General features: G+C 36.4%; 14 protein-coding genes. 5 read left to right on the top strand and 9 right to left on the bottom strand.

Translation table 11 applies throughout. The annotated features are described in order from the left end of the window. Nucleotides 1–8: 8 nt before the first annotated feature. A complete protein-coding gene (locus IPP61_04290; GenBank protein ID MBL0324390.1) occupies nt 9–251 on the bottom strand; it encodes a hypothetical protein in 243 nt (80 codons plus the stop codon). Then, complete coding sequence (locus IPP61_04285) at nt 214–819, bottom strand: RNA polymerase sigma factor (GenBank protein MBL0324389.1); 606 nt, start codon at nt 817–819, stop codon at nt 214–216. Before IPP61_04285 ends, IPP61_04290 begins: the two co-directional genes overlap by 38 nt. 446 nt (nt 820–1265) lie before the next feature. On the opposite strand from IPP61_04285, the gene IPP61_04280 reads away from it, so the two are divergent. Next, on the top strand, nt 1266–1586 hold the full coding sequence (locus tag IPP61_04280) for a hypothetical protein (protein ID MBL0324388.1): 321 nt from the start codon (nt 1266–1268) through the stop codon (nt 1584–1586). A 288-nt stretch (nt 1587–1874) separates the two neighbouring features. Then, nucleotides 1875–2588, top strand: coding sequence for an outer membrane beta-barrel protein (locus IPP61_04275; GenBank protein ID MBL0324387.1), 714 nt, complete (start codon nt 1875–1877; stop codon nt 2586–2588). Between the two features lie 47 nt (nt 2589–2635). Here IPP61_04275 and IPP61_04270 read toward each other — a convergent pair whose 3' ends face one another. From IPP61_04270 to IPP61_04260, 3 genes are all read right to left on the bottom strand, one after another. Beyond that, complete coding sequence (locus tag IPP61_04270; GenBank protein MBL0324386.1) at nt 2636–4180, bottom strand: serine hydrolase; 1545 nt, start codon at nt 4178–4180, stop codon at nt 2636–2638. 106 nt (nt 4181–4286) lie between these two features. After that, nucleotides 4287–5594: a 30S ribosomal protein S12 methylthiotransferase RimO gene (rimO, locus tag IPP61_04265; protein MBL0324385.1), complete on the bottom strand. Its 1308-nt coding sequence runs from the start codon at nt 5592–5594 to the stop codon at nt 4287–4289. Between the two features lie 66 nt (nt 5595–5660). Beyond that, complete coding sequence (locus IPP61_04260) at nt 5661–7730, bottom strand: gliding motility-associated C-terminal domain-containing protein (protein MBL0324384.1); 2070 nt, start codon at nt 7728–7730, stop codon at nt 5661–5663. A 172-nt stretch (nt 7731–7902) separates the two neighbouring features. Here IPP61_04260 and IPP61_04255 point away from each other — a divergent pair, with 172 nt between their 5' ends. Continuing rightward, complete coding sequence (locus tag IPP61_04255; protein ID MBL0324383.1) at nt 7903–8496, top strand: heme-copper oxidase subunit III; 594 nt, start codon at nt 7903–7905, stop codon at nt 8494–8496. Continuing rightward, entirely contained in the window at nt 8486–9169 is a 684-nt protein-coding gene (recO, locus tag IPP61_04250; protein MBL0324382.1) for a DNA repair protein RecO, read from the top strand. Before IPP61_04255 ends, recO begins: the two co-directional genes overlap by 11 nt. Here recO and plsY read toward each other — a convergent pair. The 4 genes from plsY to IPP61_04230 form a co-directional block, all read right to left on the bottom strand. Next, nucleotides 9166–9765 carry a glycerol-3-phosphate 1-O-acyltransferase PlsY gene (plsY, locus tag IPP61_04245; GenBank protein ID MBL0324381.1) on the bottom strand — a complete coding sequence of 200 codons (600 nt, stop codon included), beginning with the start codon at nt 9763–9765 and terminating at the stop codon, nt 9166–9168. The two genes, recO and plsY, sit on opposite strands and share 4 nt — an antisense overlap. Nucleotides 9766–9876: 111 nt before the next feature. Next, a complete protein-coding gene (locus IPP61_04240) occupies nt 9877–11736 on the bottom strand; it encodes a glycogen synthase (protein MBL0324380.1) in 1860 nt (619 codons plus the stop codon). 136 nt (nt 11737–11872) lie between these two features. After that, on the bottom strand, nt 11873–12898 hold the full coding sequence (ruvB, locus tag IPP61_04235; GenBank protein MBL0324379.1) for a Holliday junction branch migration DNA helicase RuvB: 1026 nt from the start codon (nt 12896–12898) through the stop codon (nt 11873–11875). Nucleotides 12899–13033: 135 nt separating this feature from the next. Further along, nucleotides 13034–15688 (bottom strand): gliding motility-associated C-terminal domain-containing protein, encoded by a 2655-nt coding sequence (locus IPP61_04230; GenBank protein ID MBL0324378.1) that lies wholly within the window; start codon nt 15686–15688, stop codon nt 13034–13036. A gap of 257 nt (nt 15689–15945) precedes the next feature. Between IPP61_04230 and IPP61_04225 the strand changes: the two genes are divergently transcribed. Next, the gene (locus tag IPP61_04225; protein ID MBL0324377.1) at nt 15946–17004 is read left to right on the top strand and encodes a type IX secretion system membrane protein PorP/SprF; all 1059 of its coding nucleotides are present in this window, start codon (nt 15946–15948) and stop codon (nt 17002–17004) included. The last annotated feature ends 67 nt before the right edge of the window (nt 17005–17071 follow it).

The following is a 17071-nucleotide window of genomic DNA, read 5'->3' as shown; positions in this document are numbered from 1 at the left end:
GCCTGTGATTAAATCACAGGCCTGTAAGATTTTGAGAAATTCATGATGTTTTGTATCGTGTTTTCTTTCGGACTGAGGCTAATTTTGTCCATATCTTCTTTCAGCTCAAGACTGTCAAGATAATAATCCAAAAGCTCGTTGTCGTTTAGCAAAGATTGCTCGATAAAAACATTTTCAGAACTTGAGGTTTCGCCATAAATGTAACGTAAAATCTCATTCTGCGTTGATGTACAGGTTTGTGTCATAGGCATATTTTGTTTTACTCATCAATTTTCTCAGATTGATAAGAGCATAACGCATACGTCCCAGAGCAGTGTTGATACTCACACCCGTAGCTTCGGCGATTTCCTGAAAACTGAGATCTTCATAATGTCTCATAACCAGTACTTCGCGTTGTTGCTGCGGCAATTTTTTAATCAGGCTCCTCAGGTGCTCATGAGATTCTTTCTGAATCTGTGCAGACTCAACAGAGTCTTCGGCAAAATTGAGCGAGTTAAAAACGCTGTTTCCATCTTCAAACACCACGTTAGGATAACGTTTAGCTCTACGAAAATAGTCAATGGAAAGGTTATGGGCGATTCTAAGAATCCAGGGCAAAAACTTGCCTTCCTCATTGTACCTTCCTTCTTTCAGGGTCTTGATAGCTTTAATAAAAGTGTCTTGCGTTAAATCTTCGGCTACATAACTATCTTTTACTACCAAATAGATAGTGGTATAAACTTTAGACTTGTAACGGTTTACGAGAGTGGCGAACGCCTTTTCATCACCATGCAAATACGCTGATATAAGCTCACTTTCGTTAACTAGGATTTTTTCCATTTTGTATTTTCAAATTAGTTAACGTAGAGTTTTATACCATATTGTAATTACCGGGGTTTTAATTAGAAGAAATAAATTTTCCGAAATATAAAACAATAAAAATTGAATTGTCAAATTTTATTTTAAAAATTATTGAAAATCAGTATTTTTTTTAATAGAATTATGAAAATTGAAATACTATTATGTTGATTTTCATAATGAAATACAGCAAAAATCGTTCCAGAAAGTGGAATGAATTCCTGATTCGGGCATGCAGGTATCATGGTTCACATTTATTATTTTTTATTTAAATCGGGTCATATCGGTATAATTTTTGCACAGTTATATTAAAATTATGGGTTTTGGCTTCATTGCACTAGTATTTTAAGAATCTGATTGGGATAAAATGCATAATTTTGTATAAAATTTGAGTGAAATTATTTTTCATTAACGTACGCAATTTTATAATGGCAAAATATTTAAAAGGGATTATTACGGTTTTTATTTTTGTACTTAGCTTTTCAAAAAGTTACGGGCAACGTGACCTCATTGTTACGCAGGCAGGAGAGGAAATTAGGTGTAAAATTTTAGATGAAACACCCACCAGATTTATTTATGCCTATCTCGGTGCAAAAAATAAAATTTTAAGAAATGAGATTTTCAAGAATCTGGTTAGTTCGTTTAAGTACAATTACTATTCGACAGATGTATTGAAAAATGATAAAATGATTACTAAACCTACTGGTGCAGAAACTGGTCCCAGAATTGACACAAGGCAAAAGGAATAGCCCAAAGTTGAGCCCGCCAAAAAACAGGTTGTAACAGAAAAAAAAGAACCTGAAAAAAAACAAGAGACAAAACCGGAACCAGAAAAGGTAAATAACAAAAACATTAATCCTCCAAAAACTAACAACCCTACAGCGAACGAAATTAAGCCTACTGAAGTCGCAAATCAAGAGCCCGAAAAAAAGAAAGAAACTAAAGAGGTTGAAAAAAACCAATCTGACAAAATAGCTGATACTAGGACTGTAGAAAAGAAAGCAGAATCAAAAAAAGTAGAAGTTTCCAGTAAGGACTTGTCAAAAAGAGAAATTAAACCCAGAGAAAGTACAGTTTTCAATGAACCCGCACCGGAATCGGAGTTTAAAAATTTCATGAACTTCAGAATAGGAATAAAAGGTGGATTAGGGAATATAATGGGTAAATCAGGAACAGACCCTTATGATTTATACAAAGAAAAACTACTAAGGGGATATATGTACGGAGCAGATGCTGCCTATTTTTTTAAAGATAATGTTGGATTAGGTTTAACTTTTACAAACTACAATTCAAACAATTCATCTGATGGCCTCGATTATCCAAATCTATTTACTGGAGAGGCTATTACTAAAGGGGAACTTTCAAATAAGGTTTCGCACAAATTTATTGGACCAACTTTCTTGGTAAGAAAAAGTATTGACTTCAAAACATTTGTGGTGTTAACGGCTAGTCCGGGTATGTATTTTTATTCTGATAAGGGAATGACCAACAAGTCCAATTTTAAGTTTACCGGAAATAGTTTTGGCGGTGCAGCTACGTTGGGTCTTGACTTTTTGTTGGGAAATGATATTTTTGGAAGAGATATAATTTTGAGCCTTGAGGCAGGTTACAATTACGGGCAGATAACTAAGCTTAATTTGGGGGATGCAAATGGAGTAAAGACTCTTGAAAAAAATAATCATATTAATCTTAACCGTCTTGATTTTGGAATAGGTTTAAGGTTTACACGTTTTCCAATGTATTTGCGATAAGAAAATTTTAGGAAAAATAAAGAAAAAGGGGCGGAATGCCCCTTTTTCTATGGAATCCGATTAAAATCAAGATCCTGAAAATCAAAACTAAAGTCGGTCATTGGCGAGATAGCCTTCATCCTGAATGATTGTCCTTTTCCATCTTTGTCTAAAGTAAACATAAGATAAGCATCCGCGTCAAAGCTGCGTTCAACCCATTTTACTATGTAAGTATTGCTTTTTAAATGATATACAGGCCCATGAAGCATCAATGACTTTTGGGATTCAAAATACAGTTGCCCGTTTTTTTCTGAAATCACGGCATCTCCAAACCAATTGTCGGAGTAAGTTCCTAAAATTGCTTTATTTGCCTCAGGGTTTAATGTATTAGTTTTAATACTGTTTGCAACTTCTGATGTAATCTGGTCAGCTTCTTTTACAGCATCCTGATATCGTTTGAGTTGCTCTGAAAGCCTATCTATACCTTTTACGCCCAAATAACTGTCTTTTATTGTGTTAGTTATTGCATTAAAAGCAGCTCCCACCTGTTGGTTCGTATAAACCATTATGGCCAGATTAAGTTCAGGAATAAGGGTAGTCTGGGTTACAATTCCTGCCAATCCACCAGTATGAGTTGCCTGTTTGTACCCTTTTACATCAGAAAGGAACCAGCCCAGGCCATAAGCACTGAAATGAGTATTGTAAGTACCGGGATTTTTAACAGGAATAATGGTTTGGGGTGTCCATAATTCATCCAGAGTTTTTTCAGAAAATAATTTCTTTTCAAGGTTTGAGCCATATTTTCCTTTAGTTAGAAGTACCTGCATCCATTTGCTCATATCGCTTACTGAAGCATATATTCCGCCTGCAGCATTGGCGTTTTGGCTCCAGTCACGCCTGATAACCTGAACTTTGCCATTTACTACAGCATGAGGGTCTATCACATTGGTTTTGTTTTTTAATAAATGATATGATGGTGCCGAATTTTTGATTTCCAGAGGGTCAAAAATTCTTTTTTGGATAAACTCTTCCCAACTTATTCCGCTTACTCTGGCAACAATCTCTCCGGCTACAATATACATAAGATTATCATAGTCATATTTTGTGCGGAATGAACTCACGGGTTTCAGAAACCTCAGGTTATGTATGATTTCTTTTTTAGTGAAAGTATTGGAATCAGGCCAAAACATAAGGTCACCTGCACCTAAACCAAGGCCACTACGATGGGTCAAAAGGTCACGAACTGTAAACTGGGCTGTTACATAAGGATCATGCATTTTGAATTCGGGAATAATATCCGAAACAGGGGTATCCCAGGTGAGTTTGTTCTCTTCAATTAACATTCCTAGGGCCGCAGCAGTAAATGCCTTTGAATTGGATGCGATACCATATAGGGTGTTTTCATCCACTTTTTGCCTGGTTTTGAGCGATCTCAGCCCATAACCTTTGGCGTGAATCAGTTTTCCGTCTTTTACAATTCCGACTTCGATTCCGGGAACATCAAATGCATTAAGAGTTTTGTTTACAAGATCATCAATCTCTTTTTCACTTAATTGGGCATTAACATTTTGAAAAAAGAGAAGAAGAAAGATAAAAAGGAGAAGTTTTTTCATGTAATGATGAGTTTTAGGCACAAGTTACATTCCAAAATTCAAATTTTTGAATGTATCAAATGGTTATTTTATCAAAATGATGGAAAAACTTTCGGCCTAAAAACAATTAGACGAGTTCGCCAAACAGGTCAAATTCAGTAGCTGAAGTGATTTTTACATTTGCAAAGTCCCCAACTCTTACATATTGTGAAGCTGGTATGAGCACTTCGTTGTCAACTTCGGGAGAGTCAAATTCAGTACGGCCAATAAAATGTCCGCTTTCTTTACGATCAAAAAGCACTTTGAATGTGTTCCCGATTTTTTTCTGGTTGAGTTCTTCCGATATCCCCTGTTGAAGTTCCATGATTATGTCGGTACGTTCTTGTTTTATTTCGTCTGAAATATCGTCAGGCATAGTGTAGGAGTGGGTTTGTTCTTCGTGGCTGTATTGGAAAACTCCCAGACGGTCAAACCTTTGTTTTTGCACAAAATCATACATCTCTTCAAACATCTCCTCAGTTTCGCCAGGATGCCCTGTTATCAAAGTAGTACGGATGGCAATTTCAGGAACTTTGTCCCTGATTTTTGCTAATAAATCTTCGGTTTTCGGGCGGTCTATCCCTCTTCGCATTAATTTCAACATTTCGCTGGAGCCATGTTGAAGGGGCATGTCAAGGTAATTGCAGATATTAGGTTTTTTGGCCATTATATCCAAAATGTCCATCGGGAAACCGGAAGGGTAGGCGTATTGTAGTCTGATCCAATCAATGCCTTCTACATCTGAGAGTTTATCCAGAAGCTCTGAAAGATTTCTTTTTTTGTAAATATCCAGACCATAATAAGTGAGATCCTGAGCTATCAAAATTAGTTCTTTAGTGCCTTTTGCTGCCAAATTTTTTGCAGTTAGCACCAATTCATCCATCGGACGTGATTCGTGCTTTCCACGCATGAGAGGTATGGCACAGAAGCTACAAGGACGGTCACATCCTTCAGCGATTTTAAGATAAGCAAAATGAGAAGGTGTGGTTAAAAGTCTTTCGCCTACAAGTTCATGTTTATAGTCTGCTTTAAGTGTTTTAAGCAATCTTGGAAGCTCATTTGTGCCAAACCAGGAGTCAACTTGAGGTATTTCTTTTTCGAGGTCGTCTTTGTAACGATGCGAAAGACAGCCGGTAACGTAAACCTTCTCAACATGGCCGGCTTCTTTGGCTTCAACATATCGAAGGATGGTGTCAATGCTTTCCTGCTTGGCGTTATCGATAAATCCGCAAGTATTGATTACTACAATCTGAGAATCATCTTTTTCTGACTCATGGCTTACGTCCATTCCGTTGCCTTTGAGTTGGGTAAAAAGTACTTCAGAGTCAACCAAATTTTTGGAACACCCCAAAGTAACTATATTGATTTTCGATTTTTTATTGCCTTTTGCTTTCATATTCTAATTATTCCGGGCACAAAGGTCGTAAATTTTGATTAGAATTAGGGGATAAACTTAGGGTGCTTAGTGCAATATTTCGAGCATTCCGTTTTTTGTCATGATTTCACCGTTTTTAAATTTTGCATAAATGCGGTAAAAATAAATACCGATAGTGAGGATTTTTTTGTTTACTCGTCCATCCCAAATTGGGTTATTTTCGTCAAAAGAATAAATTGTCGATCCAAATCGATCAAAGATTTCCATTTTAAAAGAAATTACATTTTTATTATATATCCCCCCAATAATTTTAAGGGTGTCATTTTTTCCATCTCCATTTGGGGTAAAGACATTTGGTAGCGAGATCCTTTGAAAAATGGGAATTGTGATTGTGTTGGTATGGGAATATCTTGGGGGTACGGTACCCGAAACAGCTGAAAGCCTCAGTGGAGCTTTTGACTCATATCTGGAAATATCAGGCACATAAGTTTGCAAATTAGATGGCTGAGATACTGAGTCAGTGATATTTAAAGTGTTTTCGTCTAAAAATAAAATATTATAGTTTTGGATATTATTCTGGCTGAAAGGAATGGTATTTGTCCACTCAATTTCCTGATTGTCTTCTGATTTGAGAAAGATTGAGGCCACTTCTGGTGACTCATCAGAAAGGGCATTACATATATCCTTGTATTGGATTTTATAGGATTCAGATTTTGTTACAAGCTCATCATCCTGAATGTTAAAGATACTATTATTAAGTGTGCTATCTATAATCTTATAGTTTCCATTATTTTGTTTTAACAAATAAAATTTGGATTTCGCCAGAGGCCAGGTAGTATTACTTTTAAAAAAAATACGGTTTTGATTTGTTGGCTCAGTATCTACCCAAAGGTCAGTTATTGGCACTGGTTTTTGTTTCGAGCCATCAAAACATACCTGATTAGAAATACTTTTGCTTTTGAACTTTAAAGGGAAAAAATTGCCGGAAGTTTGTGGGTTGTAAAAACCTGAAACTTCTCTAACAATTCTGTAACAATATTCATTTTTACAATTGACAGACAGATCAGAATATTGTGTACTGAAGGCACCAACTGGAATATTGTTTTGCTGTATTTTTCTTTCAATTTTTTGAATTTTCTGGGTGTGGTTGAAACTGTAAGGCGGTGTACTTACCTGACCAAAAATTGTGTTAGGGTACTTTTCCCAGGAAAGATTTATTCTTGAAGGAGGGGTGAATGAAATACCAGTTACAGGATTAATTGGATTAGTACAAATCTCCGCTGACCTTTCCTTTAAATTACAGCTATTCTTTTCTCTCTGAACAAAAAAACAATAGGAAAGACTATTATTATCTATGGTAATCTCATAATTCCCGGGCTTTATATCTTTAATTGCTGGTGTATATGTAATTGGGCTTCCTTTTACATACTTATACAAATTAAATAATTTATCTGGGTCGTTATCATTAATGGTTGGGCCTGAAAAAGTTAACCTGGCTTTGTCAAGGCTGGTTAGCTCGATTTCATCAATATTTGGATTAAAAGGGTAGTCCATCCCGGTGAAATTTGGGAATGGCAAAATTTCTTCATCTATATTTCCATTGCAGTTTTTAGAGGCGTCATTATAAATTCCTTCAATTTTAAATCTTGTGTTTAATCCAATCACGAAATTCAATTTTTTCGGAATATCATTTTTTTGAAAATCAATCACGGTAAATGGATTGAAAATTGTCACCTTATATTTGTCATAGTCATTTATGGGGTCAACCGGGATATTAATTTCTAAATTACCTATATTGCAGATAGAATAACCATAAACTACACTATTTCCTTTTTTAGCATTTATCTTTTTACACGCAATCATAGTTTTTCCATTTTTTTTGCCTATTTGCATAACAGTAAAGGTTTTAGGTTTTACTGCAATGGATGAATAATCAAATGTCGTGCTTGCCTGTGCCTGAGATAGAGCTTCTTCGAGGTTTTGGTTTTGATAGTCAAAAATATATTTGATATCGGTACCTCCTGACTGGTCAGTGATACTCACAATGCCGGGAAGACAAACCGTAGTTGAGTTTAAATCAAAATTACCAGCTTCATAAGCAGGGTCAATACATAAGCCCTGGGCTTGGGAATCCGGGATAAAAAAACCGAATCCCATCACTATTACTGATATTTTGAAAATTTTTATCAAAACTTAAAAAAAAATGATTTTGTTGGAGCAAAATTACTGCTTAGCGATTTAGTTTTTTCAATTTTTGTCTATTATTACATTTTTTCAATAATAAATTGATTCGCAAAAAAATGACCAATTCAGGAATCTGAAGTTAAATATGACAGAAAACATTTTTTCAAAACGAAGGGAGCCATTTATTTTCATGCTTTATCTGGGTATTGGAGGTAGTATTTTGCTTTTTTCAGGTGTCTTTTTAATTTTTTTCAGGAATGAAATTAATAGTTTTGATTTTAAAGTTATAGTGCCGGGAGCTATGTGGCTGAGTACTTTGGTAATTGTCCTTAGTAGTATTGCGATGTATTTTTCTATAAAACATATTGAAAAACAAGATTTCACTGCCTTCAGGCAGTCGCTTACTTTTAGCTATTTGCTTGGATATTTTTTTATTTTTTCGCAAATAATTGGTTGGTATAAATTGCTATATAACAGTCGTTTAGAACTTAATCTAAATTCCAGCAATGCGATTATGTTTGTGTTGTCATTATTGCATGTTGTTCATACCGGAATAGGATTGATAGCTTTTAGCCTTGTTTTGAGAAAAGTGTTTAAAAACAAAAGATTTGAAGATTCATTGGTTTATAGTGTCAATCCTCCCAATGTACTCAATCTAAGCCTGATGAGCAAGTTCTGGTATTTTCTGGCGATTCTCTGGATAATTATTTTTTCATTTATAGTATATCATGCTATTTAAAACCAAAGGGATAGTAATCAGCTTTATTCCATACCGTGAAACGAGTATCATTGTAAAAATATACACTGAGGCATTTGGGATTCAAACCTATATTGAAAACGGCGTCAGAAGTGCTAAGGGCAAGAACAGAATCGCTTTATTTCAACCCTTGACCTTGCTTGAATTAGTGGTTTACCATGATCATAAAAAGGAGATTCACAGAATTGCCGAAATAAAATGCAATTACCCTTTTCAGACTCTTTCAACTGAAATTATTAAGACCACTATAGGGATTTTTATGAATGAGGTTTTGAGCCATAGTCTGAAAGAACACGAGGCAAATCCTTCTCTTTTTAGCTTTTTGGAAAATACCTTAAAATATCTTGATCATCAGGAACTTCATGTTGAAAATTTCCATCTGGTTTTTTTGTATAAATATTGTAATTACTTGGGATTTGGGCCAGAAAATGCCTCAGAAATTGCAGCTCAATTACTGGAGCAGGGCGTGCCGGTTAAGTCTGAAGAAAGAGAAATTATCGGAAGATTTGACTTTATTAATTTTGGGGATGAAGTCAAAATAAACCGCCAACAGAGGTCTAAGGTTTTAGAGTATTTATTGTTTTTTTATAAGATTCATTTAGATGGTTTCGGCGACATGAAATCACTAAATATTTTGAAAGAAGTATTGGATTAAGAAGATTTTTTTCTTGTGAACTTGTTTTCTGTACCATCTATCAATCTTTTTATATTGGCACGGTGCGTGTATATCAATAACATAAATAATGCAAATGCAATTGCTGACATTAGTAAATTGTGAGAAAGTATCAGGAAATATACTACAAATACAAGGGCAGCCACTAAAGAACTTAACGAAACATAACCAGTAAGAAATACAACCACAACAAAAGCTATCAGGCTGATTAATGCACCAAATGGCGACACCGCTATTATTACACCAAGTGATGTTGCAACGCCTTTTCCTCCTTTAAAGCCTGAAAAAATGGGGAATAAATGTCCGAATACACTAGTTAAGCCAATTAAAAATGCGGTTGTATCTGGCATTTCCAGGTATTTTGAAACTAAAACCGGAATCAAGCCTTTCATGGCATCTATAAGAAGTACAATAATGCCGGCTTTTTTACCTAATACCCTTAACGAATTGGTGGCTCCGGCGTTTTTGCTTCCATGCTCTCTTATATCAACATTATGAAAGTATTTTGCATACCAAACAGCAGTAGGAATTGAACCTAAAAGATAAGCCAGTATAAATAAACCAATTGTTGAAATCATCAATTACAGGAATCAGCCCGCAATTTACAAAAATTGTACGATTTTTATATAAGTCGCACAAATAAACTAAATAAAGTACTATAAATTAAGCAATTGAATGATTTATAGAATTTAATTTTTTCCTACTGATTTTTTCTTCAATGCCAAATCATGAGCGGTGTCGTAATAGGCTCGCAGATTGGTCCAGTCAAATACATCGGAAATGTTTTCAACTTTATTACGTTGCATGATACGCTCTCTGCGGCTCATAGTTACAAACTTAAACATGATATTTGCAAGCTGGTCGGCGGCTTTGTCAAAGTTTTTGTCTTTGCGGTTAACCACATAAACACCTACGTTTTCGTGGTCGTCCATTAGCTGCATCATAAAGTCTCCAAAGCCCGAAAGGTCACTGGTTACGGTGGGTATTCCACGAACCACACATTCAAGTGGCGTATATCCCCAAGGCTCATAATAACTAGGAAAAACTCCCAAATGGCAGCCCCTTACAAACTGGCTGTATTCAAGACCAAACAGAGGGTTGGTGGGTGAAATAAAGTCAGGATGATAAACAAATTTGACCCTGTCCTGCTGGTGATTCATCAAATTGGTTTTTTTGAAGAATTCAGAAATCTCATCTGGCTGTTTTAAAAGGTGAGTGACAGTATGTGGAAGAGTTTTTGTTCTCCAGGTTTGAATAGTTCTTCTTAATCGCAACTGCCAGTATTCACTAACAAACTTGTTTAAATCGGGCATGTGTGGGTCTTCATTCGATGCAGATTCATAGAACAAATGTTCCCCGATTTCTTTTTCAATTGACTCGCAGGTCTGCCTTATTTCTTCCATCACTGCTCTTGATTGTAATACCTGAGGATCAATGGAATACACCGGATTTTTGGTTATCAAAAACATAACTACTGTAGTGTCAAGACCAGCTTGAACTATTTTAAAGTTTAGTCTTTTTAGTGCTTCCAGCGTAAGATCGTAGCCTTTGTTTTTAAATTCATATCGGCCCGAAGTAAAGAAATATAAAGTATTATCTAAATCCCAGGAATAACTTTGGAAAAAATGCCCCATCACAAACTGATTGATTTTTTGTTTGTATTTGAGGTGTAGGTTTTGAAATTCATGTGTTGCCGCAAAACGAGTGATGTTGAGACCATTTGGTAATATTATATCGCAACTTCTTCCAAAAAACACTTCACATTCTTTGGCTGTCACATCACTTACAGTAGTCAACACATGGCATAGTTGGGCCGACTGCCTTTCAATTCCTGCCTGGGCTTCAATGCCATAACTTTTGGCTTCAGCCTCCCAATTATATCGAGGAAGTTGTTCGTAAAAATCACTCACGTTACCGGCAATATACCTACCTAACATAGTGGCGTGAGTTGTAAAAACAGTGGCAACAGGGACCTTGTCTTTCCTTAAGTCGATCAATGCCGTAGAAGCCATCCATTCATGAAAATGAGCCACGCATTCTTGTTTTTTGGCATAAGAGCCCACAAAATGACTTATATATTTTCGAATCATTTCGCCAAAGGCAATTACTTTATTGACAAGCTCTTCGCAATTGATGGTCGATATTTTATGTCTTTCCCAAAGATTAAACTTTAAAGCGTCAACAGTGGGTAGGATATTATTAAAATCCACCAGTATTATTCTGGGATTGCCGGTTACCAGCCAGCGGCCATAAAAAACATCAAAACCCTGTTCACGTAAATCTTGGGCGGCATTTGAAAAAACTGAGTCGTCATCATCCTGGCGTTCAAATTCTATCGCAGCAGTTTGAGGAAAATATGGTCCAATAAGGCAATAATTATCACCCCATTCTTCTACCATAGCCGGTACTTTCGATCGTATTACAGTGTATATGCCACCTACCTGATTACAGACTTCCCATGCCACTTCAAAAAGTATCGGTTTTTGGGTTTCCTTTTTTTCAACTTTTATGGTCTCTTGTTGTTCTTTTTTTAGTTTTGGAATTGCCATCTATCTAAAAATTTGATTTTCAGTCTTTTATTTTATTCTGAAATTTTGTACAAAAAAAATCACCGTATCGAAAATGATCAATTCTCAACACAGTGATAAAAATAAAAATATTATTGGAAAAACAATATTTTATCCTTCAAAATAACTCACCGGCCCTATATTTTGGAACAATGTTGAGATGTTTGTATGCCTTTTCTGTTGCTTCTCTGCCTCTTGCGGTACGTTTCAGAAAACCTTCTTTGATCAAAAATGGCTCATAAACCTCTTCGATAGTTTCGGCTTCTTCACCTACTGCTGTGGCAATGGTGGATAAACCTACCGGGCCACCTTTATATTTTTCTACAATGGTCATCAAAATCTTATTGTCCATTTCATCCAGACCGTCTTCATCTACTTCCAATGCGGTCAGTGCCATTTGTGCAATCTCTACAGTGATTATTCCCTTGCCTTTAACCTGGGCAAAATCACGTGTCCTACGTAAAAGATTGTTGGCAATACGAGGAGTACCACGGCTTCGGCGGGCAATTTCGAACGCCCCGTTTTCGTCTATGGGAGTGTTCAGAATTTCGGATGATCGTTTTATTATTTTTGACAATAATACTGCGTCATAATACTCCAGTCGTGCATTTATTCCAAATCTTGCCCTCAATGGTGACGTCAATAAGCCGGATCGGGTAGTAGCACCCACCAATGTAAAGGGATTGAGCCCAATCTGAACACTTCGGGCATTGGGTCCGCTATCGAGCATGATGTCGATCTTGTAATCTTCCATAGCTGAATACAGATATTCTTCCACTATGGGGTTGAGCCTGTGTATCTCATCAATAAAAAGCACATCGTTTGACTCTAATGAAGTCAAAAGACCCGCTAAATCGCTGGGTTTATCCAAAACCGGTCCGGAGGTAATCTTAAGATTTGCTCCAAGTTCGTTGGCAACAATATGCGACAAGGTGGTTTTCCCCAATCCCGGAGGTCCATGAAGCAATACATGGTCGAGTGCTTCATTACGCATTTTTGCAGCTTGAACAAATATCTTCAGGTTTTCCAAAATTTTGTCCTGACCGGCAAAATCTTCAAAAGATATCGGTCTGAGAGCCTTCTCAATATCTTTATCCACCGGACTCATTCCATCGGTATCACCTGTTAAAAAGTCTTGACGCATTAAAAATTATTTTCTTTTTTGAATTCTATCCAAAAGTACGAATTGTTTTTCAGAATTTTTTTTCAGGATTTTGATTTAGTAATTGGATAAGAAAAAAGAGTGTAACTTGGGTTTAAAAAAAAGCTGGCATACTGCTTATTTGAGAACAATCACTGTCCCTTTTTTAGTTAATATTTTGCCTGCGATATCATATTTTGGTCGGTAATTTAGGACATAAGGATAAAGTTGGTTGCCATAAATTTTACCTCTTACTTTACCATCCCATTTTTCATTTGGGTCTTTTGATTCAAAAACTATTTCTCCCCAGCGGTTATAAATTTTCAGGTCATAGTCACTATAATTATCTATACTTATTTCAAAATCTGGGTTGAAATTATCCCCATTCGGTGTAAAAACTTCCGGAATAAATAGTATGGGGTCACAACCTGGAAGTACTTTAAAGTCTCTCAATGATGTACAACCGTAGTCGTTTACAACCTCAATTTTATAAATCAAAGGGTCGTTAGGGTCAGAATTTGCAATATTGAAATCACGGTAAGAGGCAGAACTAAGAAAGGTACTTTGGCTGGTCATCCATCGGTAAGAAAAGGTGTTTCCTCCGGTGGCATTAGCATTTACTCTTTCCGTTTCGCCCTGATTCATGCAAATAAATATAGGATCTCGAAAATTGGTAATTGGTGCGGGTTTTATATAAAATCTCCCGTTATATTCTATTTCTTTACAATCTGTTTCAGTTATTTGGTCAACTAGCTGCCCCCCCACACCCGGAACTTTTATTTTAGACTCATTTATTACTTTTACTACCAATTTTACCTCCTGCCATCCCGGTTCGGTAAATACATGACTAACATTTTGGCCTGATAGTTTTGTGCCATCTGCAAGGAACCATGTATATTCATTTTTCATGGGAGAACAAATTCCTTGAGAAGTCAATATGGTAGGGCTATTTTGGCAATTTCCACTATAATTGGCCGATAAACCTTCACCATCCTGTTCTTTTGCGGCTCCAACGATATTAGGGAAGCCTAGTTTTGCAGTTCCATCTATTTCTGCTCCGGGCTCTGCACTTCCGGGCCTTAATGAAAACCCAATCGTATTTGCATTTCCAATTTCATCGGGGTCCTGTATATATGCCACATAGTTTTTTCCTTCTATGCTCATATATAAATACTTTGTGCCTGGTTCTAATACAGGTCCTAACATCAGGGCTCCGAATAAGTCAGAAGTCGATTGGCTAATTAAAATTTTTTGAGCATTAATTTGAGCGGCATCATTTCCCAAAATGGGCAGTTGGTATAAATATGAGGGTGTACCATTGGTAAGGTCGCCTTTTAAAGTTACATATAGTATATTTCCTGTTGACGAAAACGCCAGTCCATAGACCTGGGGAGGAGAATTTATTCCAAGATCTACATCAACCGGATTAGAAAGAGCTAAGGTGCCAGGATTTACATCATAAATCAAAACATGATTTCTTCCGCCGTTTACATACCCAAATGCAATTTTTCTCTGATTTTCAGAGATTGAAATATATCCCGAAGCACTTTCGGGCGATGCCCCAATTCCTAAACCGGTTTCTGTAATAGTGAATCCAGTGTCTGAGATTCTTACGGTATTAATTTTATCTTTTTTCTGATCATATGAAAAGAATGCATAGGTGGAGTCATCCTGGGTCCTGAAACCCACCATTTTTTCACTAACAGGGTATAAAAGAGGAATGTTAGATTCTGTAACAGCACCTTTTTTATTATTGTACCGCATATCAACGATTGAATAATACAGTGTTTGGTCAGTTGGATTTACATAATAAACATAGTATTGGTCAAATTTACAGGAATTACAACTGCCTTTAGGCATAATTAATAATCCTTGAGACGTCTGTGGCAAGTTTAGAGCAAAAGTACTTCCATCTTGATTGGGTATTTCGGTATCATCAAGGCCGGAATATATTTTTTTACCATCAGTATATAAAACCATGTTGGTGCTTTGATCAAATACCATAGCTACGGCCTCATTGCTATTTATTGGGCTTGCCGGATTGTTTTCACTTGGATTATAACCCGGCTCGGTATAATCTGGCTCCGGGCTAAGGCTTCCGTCTGTTTCCAAAGAATCTTGTAGCGTGGAATCAGCATAAAATGAAAATTCTAAACTACCCCCATCTCCAAAATACCACTTTTCGCTACCTTGTTGTTGTTGACTTTCTTTCAAACAGAACTTTACTTTTATCCTGGCCGATCTGCTGCATCCGCTTACATTATCTTTTACTTCTACACTATAGCAACCATTTTCGGTGACCTCAAGGGTCGAAGTTGTTTCTCCTCCGGGGAACCATAGGTAACTAATATTTCCCGGAGAAAAACCTTTAAAAGGATCCAACTTAAGTTTTACATCTTCACATACAGTAGTATCTGTTTCAAGTTTGTCGTTAAACATTGGCTGTTGTGGAAATGTGCCAACAATAACATTTTCAGAATAATTGGAGATTGTCCCGTCAGCATATGTTTTTCTTAGATTAACCATATAGTTTCCAGGCATTGTAAATCCATTATATACACTCCTACCGGTCATTAAGTTGCCATCGCCAAAGTCCCATTCTGATAAAACCGAACTGCGATCCAAATCAAAAAAATCGGTCATTGGGTAACAAGTGGATTGGCCGGAGACAGGTTGAGCTGCTGGGTCTGCTATAACACATGCCTTTCCTACGTAGAATTGAGCAAAGCCTTCCACCATTCCTGCTAAAAGCAAGAAAGTAAGAAAATAATATTTTGGGCATTTTTTAAACATCCAAGATTAAGGCTTTATCAAAATCACTACAAAAAACGTACTATTTTACGTAATATTACTAATAAATGCTCCAAGAGTATATCAAAAAATCACATTGTACAACATTCTGATTGTTTTATCGTATTTAATTATTGTTTATGTCTGATTCAGAGAATTAAAGTTTTTATAACTAAGTAATTGATTTTTCAAAAAAAATTACCTAAAATTAATTGGAACGGATTTTGCATAACCTAGTTTGATGTTCGTTAATTTCGCTTATGAAAAGATTTTTTAAAGTAATATTACTCTCGTGTATCACCACGTTGGCTATGGGTCAAGATCCGCAGTTTACGCAGTTTTATGCAGCACCTCTGTATCACAATCCGGCATTTACCGGCTCTGGTTATGCACCCAGACTAATATTCAATTATCGGAATCAATGGCCTTCACTTGGAGCCAATTTCGTTACTACAGTTGTTTCTGTGGATCATTTTATTGACAAGGCAAATTCCGGTGTCGGTATTATGATGGTTGACGATGCACAAGGTCCGAGAATTTCAAATCGCGAAATAGGCTTATTATATTCATATCAAATGGCACTTGGAGGGAAAAACTCATTGAGAATGGGACTTCAAGGTAGTTATTCTAAAAGAGGTTTTGACCCGTCAGGTTTAATCTTTGGAGATCAGTTGACCAATTCGGGGGTGTCTGGAAGTTCGAGTGACCCCATTTTAAGTGAACTGCTGAATTATGTTGACTTTTTGGATGTTGGAACCGGTTTTTTATTTTATAATCCAAAACTATTTCTTGGCGTTTCGGCCTACCATCTGACCGAACCATCTAATTCATTTGCAGAAAGTAGTTCAATCAGTACCGTTTCGGGTTGTGAAAACGGAGACTGTCTTCCGAGAAAAATTATGGTAAACGGGGGTTTTAATATTAACTTAAGTCATCTTCTGACTGCCGCTGGCAATGCAGACAGAGAATTCACCATCACTCCAACCTTTTTATATAAAAAACAAGGTCAGTTTTCACAGTTTGATGTTTCAATGTACGCTACATATACACCTCTTACTTTAGGTTTGTCCTACAGAGGTATTCCACTCAGAAAGGTCTTTAATAAGTTTCCTAATCAGGACGCTGTAGCGGCACTTGTCGGCTTCAGAATGGACAATTTCTCAATAGGATATAGTTATGACCTTACTATCTCGGGCTTAGGTGCCGGCTCCGGAGGTTCTCATGAGATATCGTTTTCTTATCAGTTAGATAAATTCGAAAGTGAACGTACTCCATATATCAGGCAGCGTAAAAAAGAATTGTCTTGCCCTAAATTTTAGGCTTTGTGACATAAATAACATTTTAGCCCTACAAAATGAAATATTTTTGCAGGGCTTTTTGTTAACA

It is taken from the genome of Cytophagaceae bacterium, from assembly GCA_016722655.1.
Classification (GTDB): domain Bacteria; phylum Bacteroidota; class Bacteroidia; order Cytophagales; family Spirosomataceae; genus Leadbetterella.
This window is presented reverse-complemented; position numbering and strand designations above follow the sequence as displayed.

Coding starts and splice junctions, on each gene's coding strand:
- IPP61_04290 (MBL0324390.1), bottom strand. CDS start 251: ATGCCTATGACACAAACCTGTACATCAACGCAGAATGAGATTTTACGT.
- IPP61_04285 (MBL0324389.1), bottom strand. CDS start 819: ATGGAAAAAATCCTAGTTAACGAAAGTGAGCTTATATCAGCGTATTTG.
- IPP61_04280 (MBL0324388.1), top strand. CDS start 1,266: ATGGCAAAATATTTAAAAGGGATTATTACGGTTTTTATTTTTGTACTT.
- IPP61_04270 (MBL0324386.1), bottom strand. CDS start 4,180: ATGAAAAAACTTCTCCTTTTTATCTTTCTTCTTCTCTTTTTTCAAAAT.
- rimO (MBL0324385.1), bottom strand. CDS start 5,594: ATGAAAGCAAAAGGCAATAAAAAATCGAAAATCAATATAGTTACTTTG.
- IPP61_04260 (MBL0324384.1), bottom strand. CDS start 7,730: ATGGGATTCGGTTTTTTTATCCCGGATTCCCAAGCCCAGGGCTTATGT.
- IPP61_04255 (MBL0324383.1), top strand. CDS start 7,903: ATGACAGAAAACATTTTTTCAAAACGAAGGGAGCCATTTATTTTCATG.
- recO (MBL0324382.1), top strand. CDS start 8,486: ATGCTATTTAAAACCAAAGGGATAGTAATCAGCTTTATTCCATACCGT.
- plsY (MBL0324381.1), bottom strand. CDS start 9,765: ATGATTTCAACAATTGGTTTATTTATACTGGCTTATCTTTTAGGTTCA.
- IPP61_04240 (MBL0324380.1), bottom strand. CDS start 11,736: ATGGCAATTCCAAAACTAAAAAAAGAACAACAAGAGACCATAAAAGTT.
- ruvB (MBL0324379.1), bottom strand. CDS start 12,898: ATGCGTCAAGACTTTTTAACAGGTGATACCGATGGAATGAGTCCGGTG.
- IPP61_04230 (MBL0324378.1), bottom strand. CDS start 15,688: ATGTTTAAAAAATGCCCAAAATATTATTTTCTTACTTTCTTGCTTTTA.
- IPP61_04225 (MBL0324377.1), top strand. CDS start 15,946: ATGAAAAGATTTTTTAAAGTAATATTACTCTCGTGTATCACCACGTTG.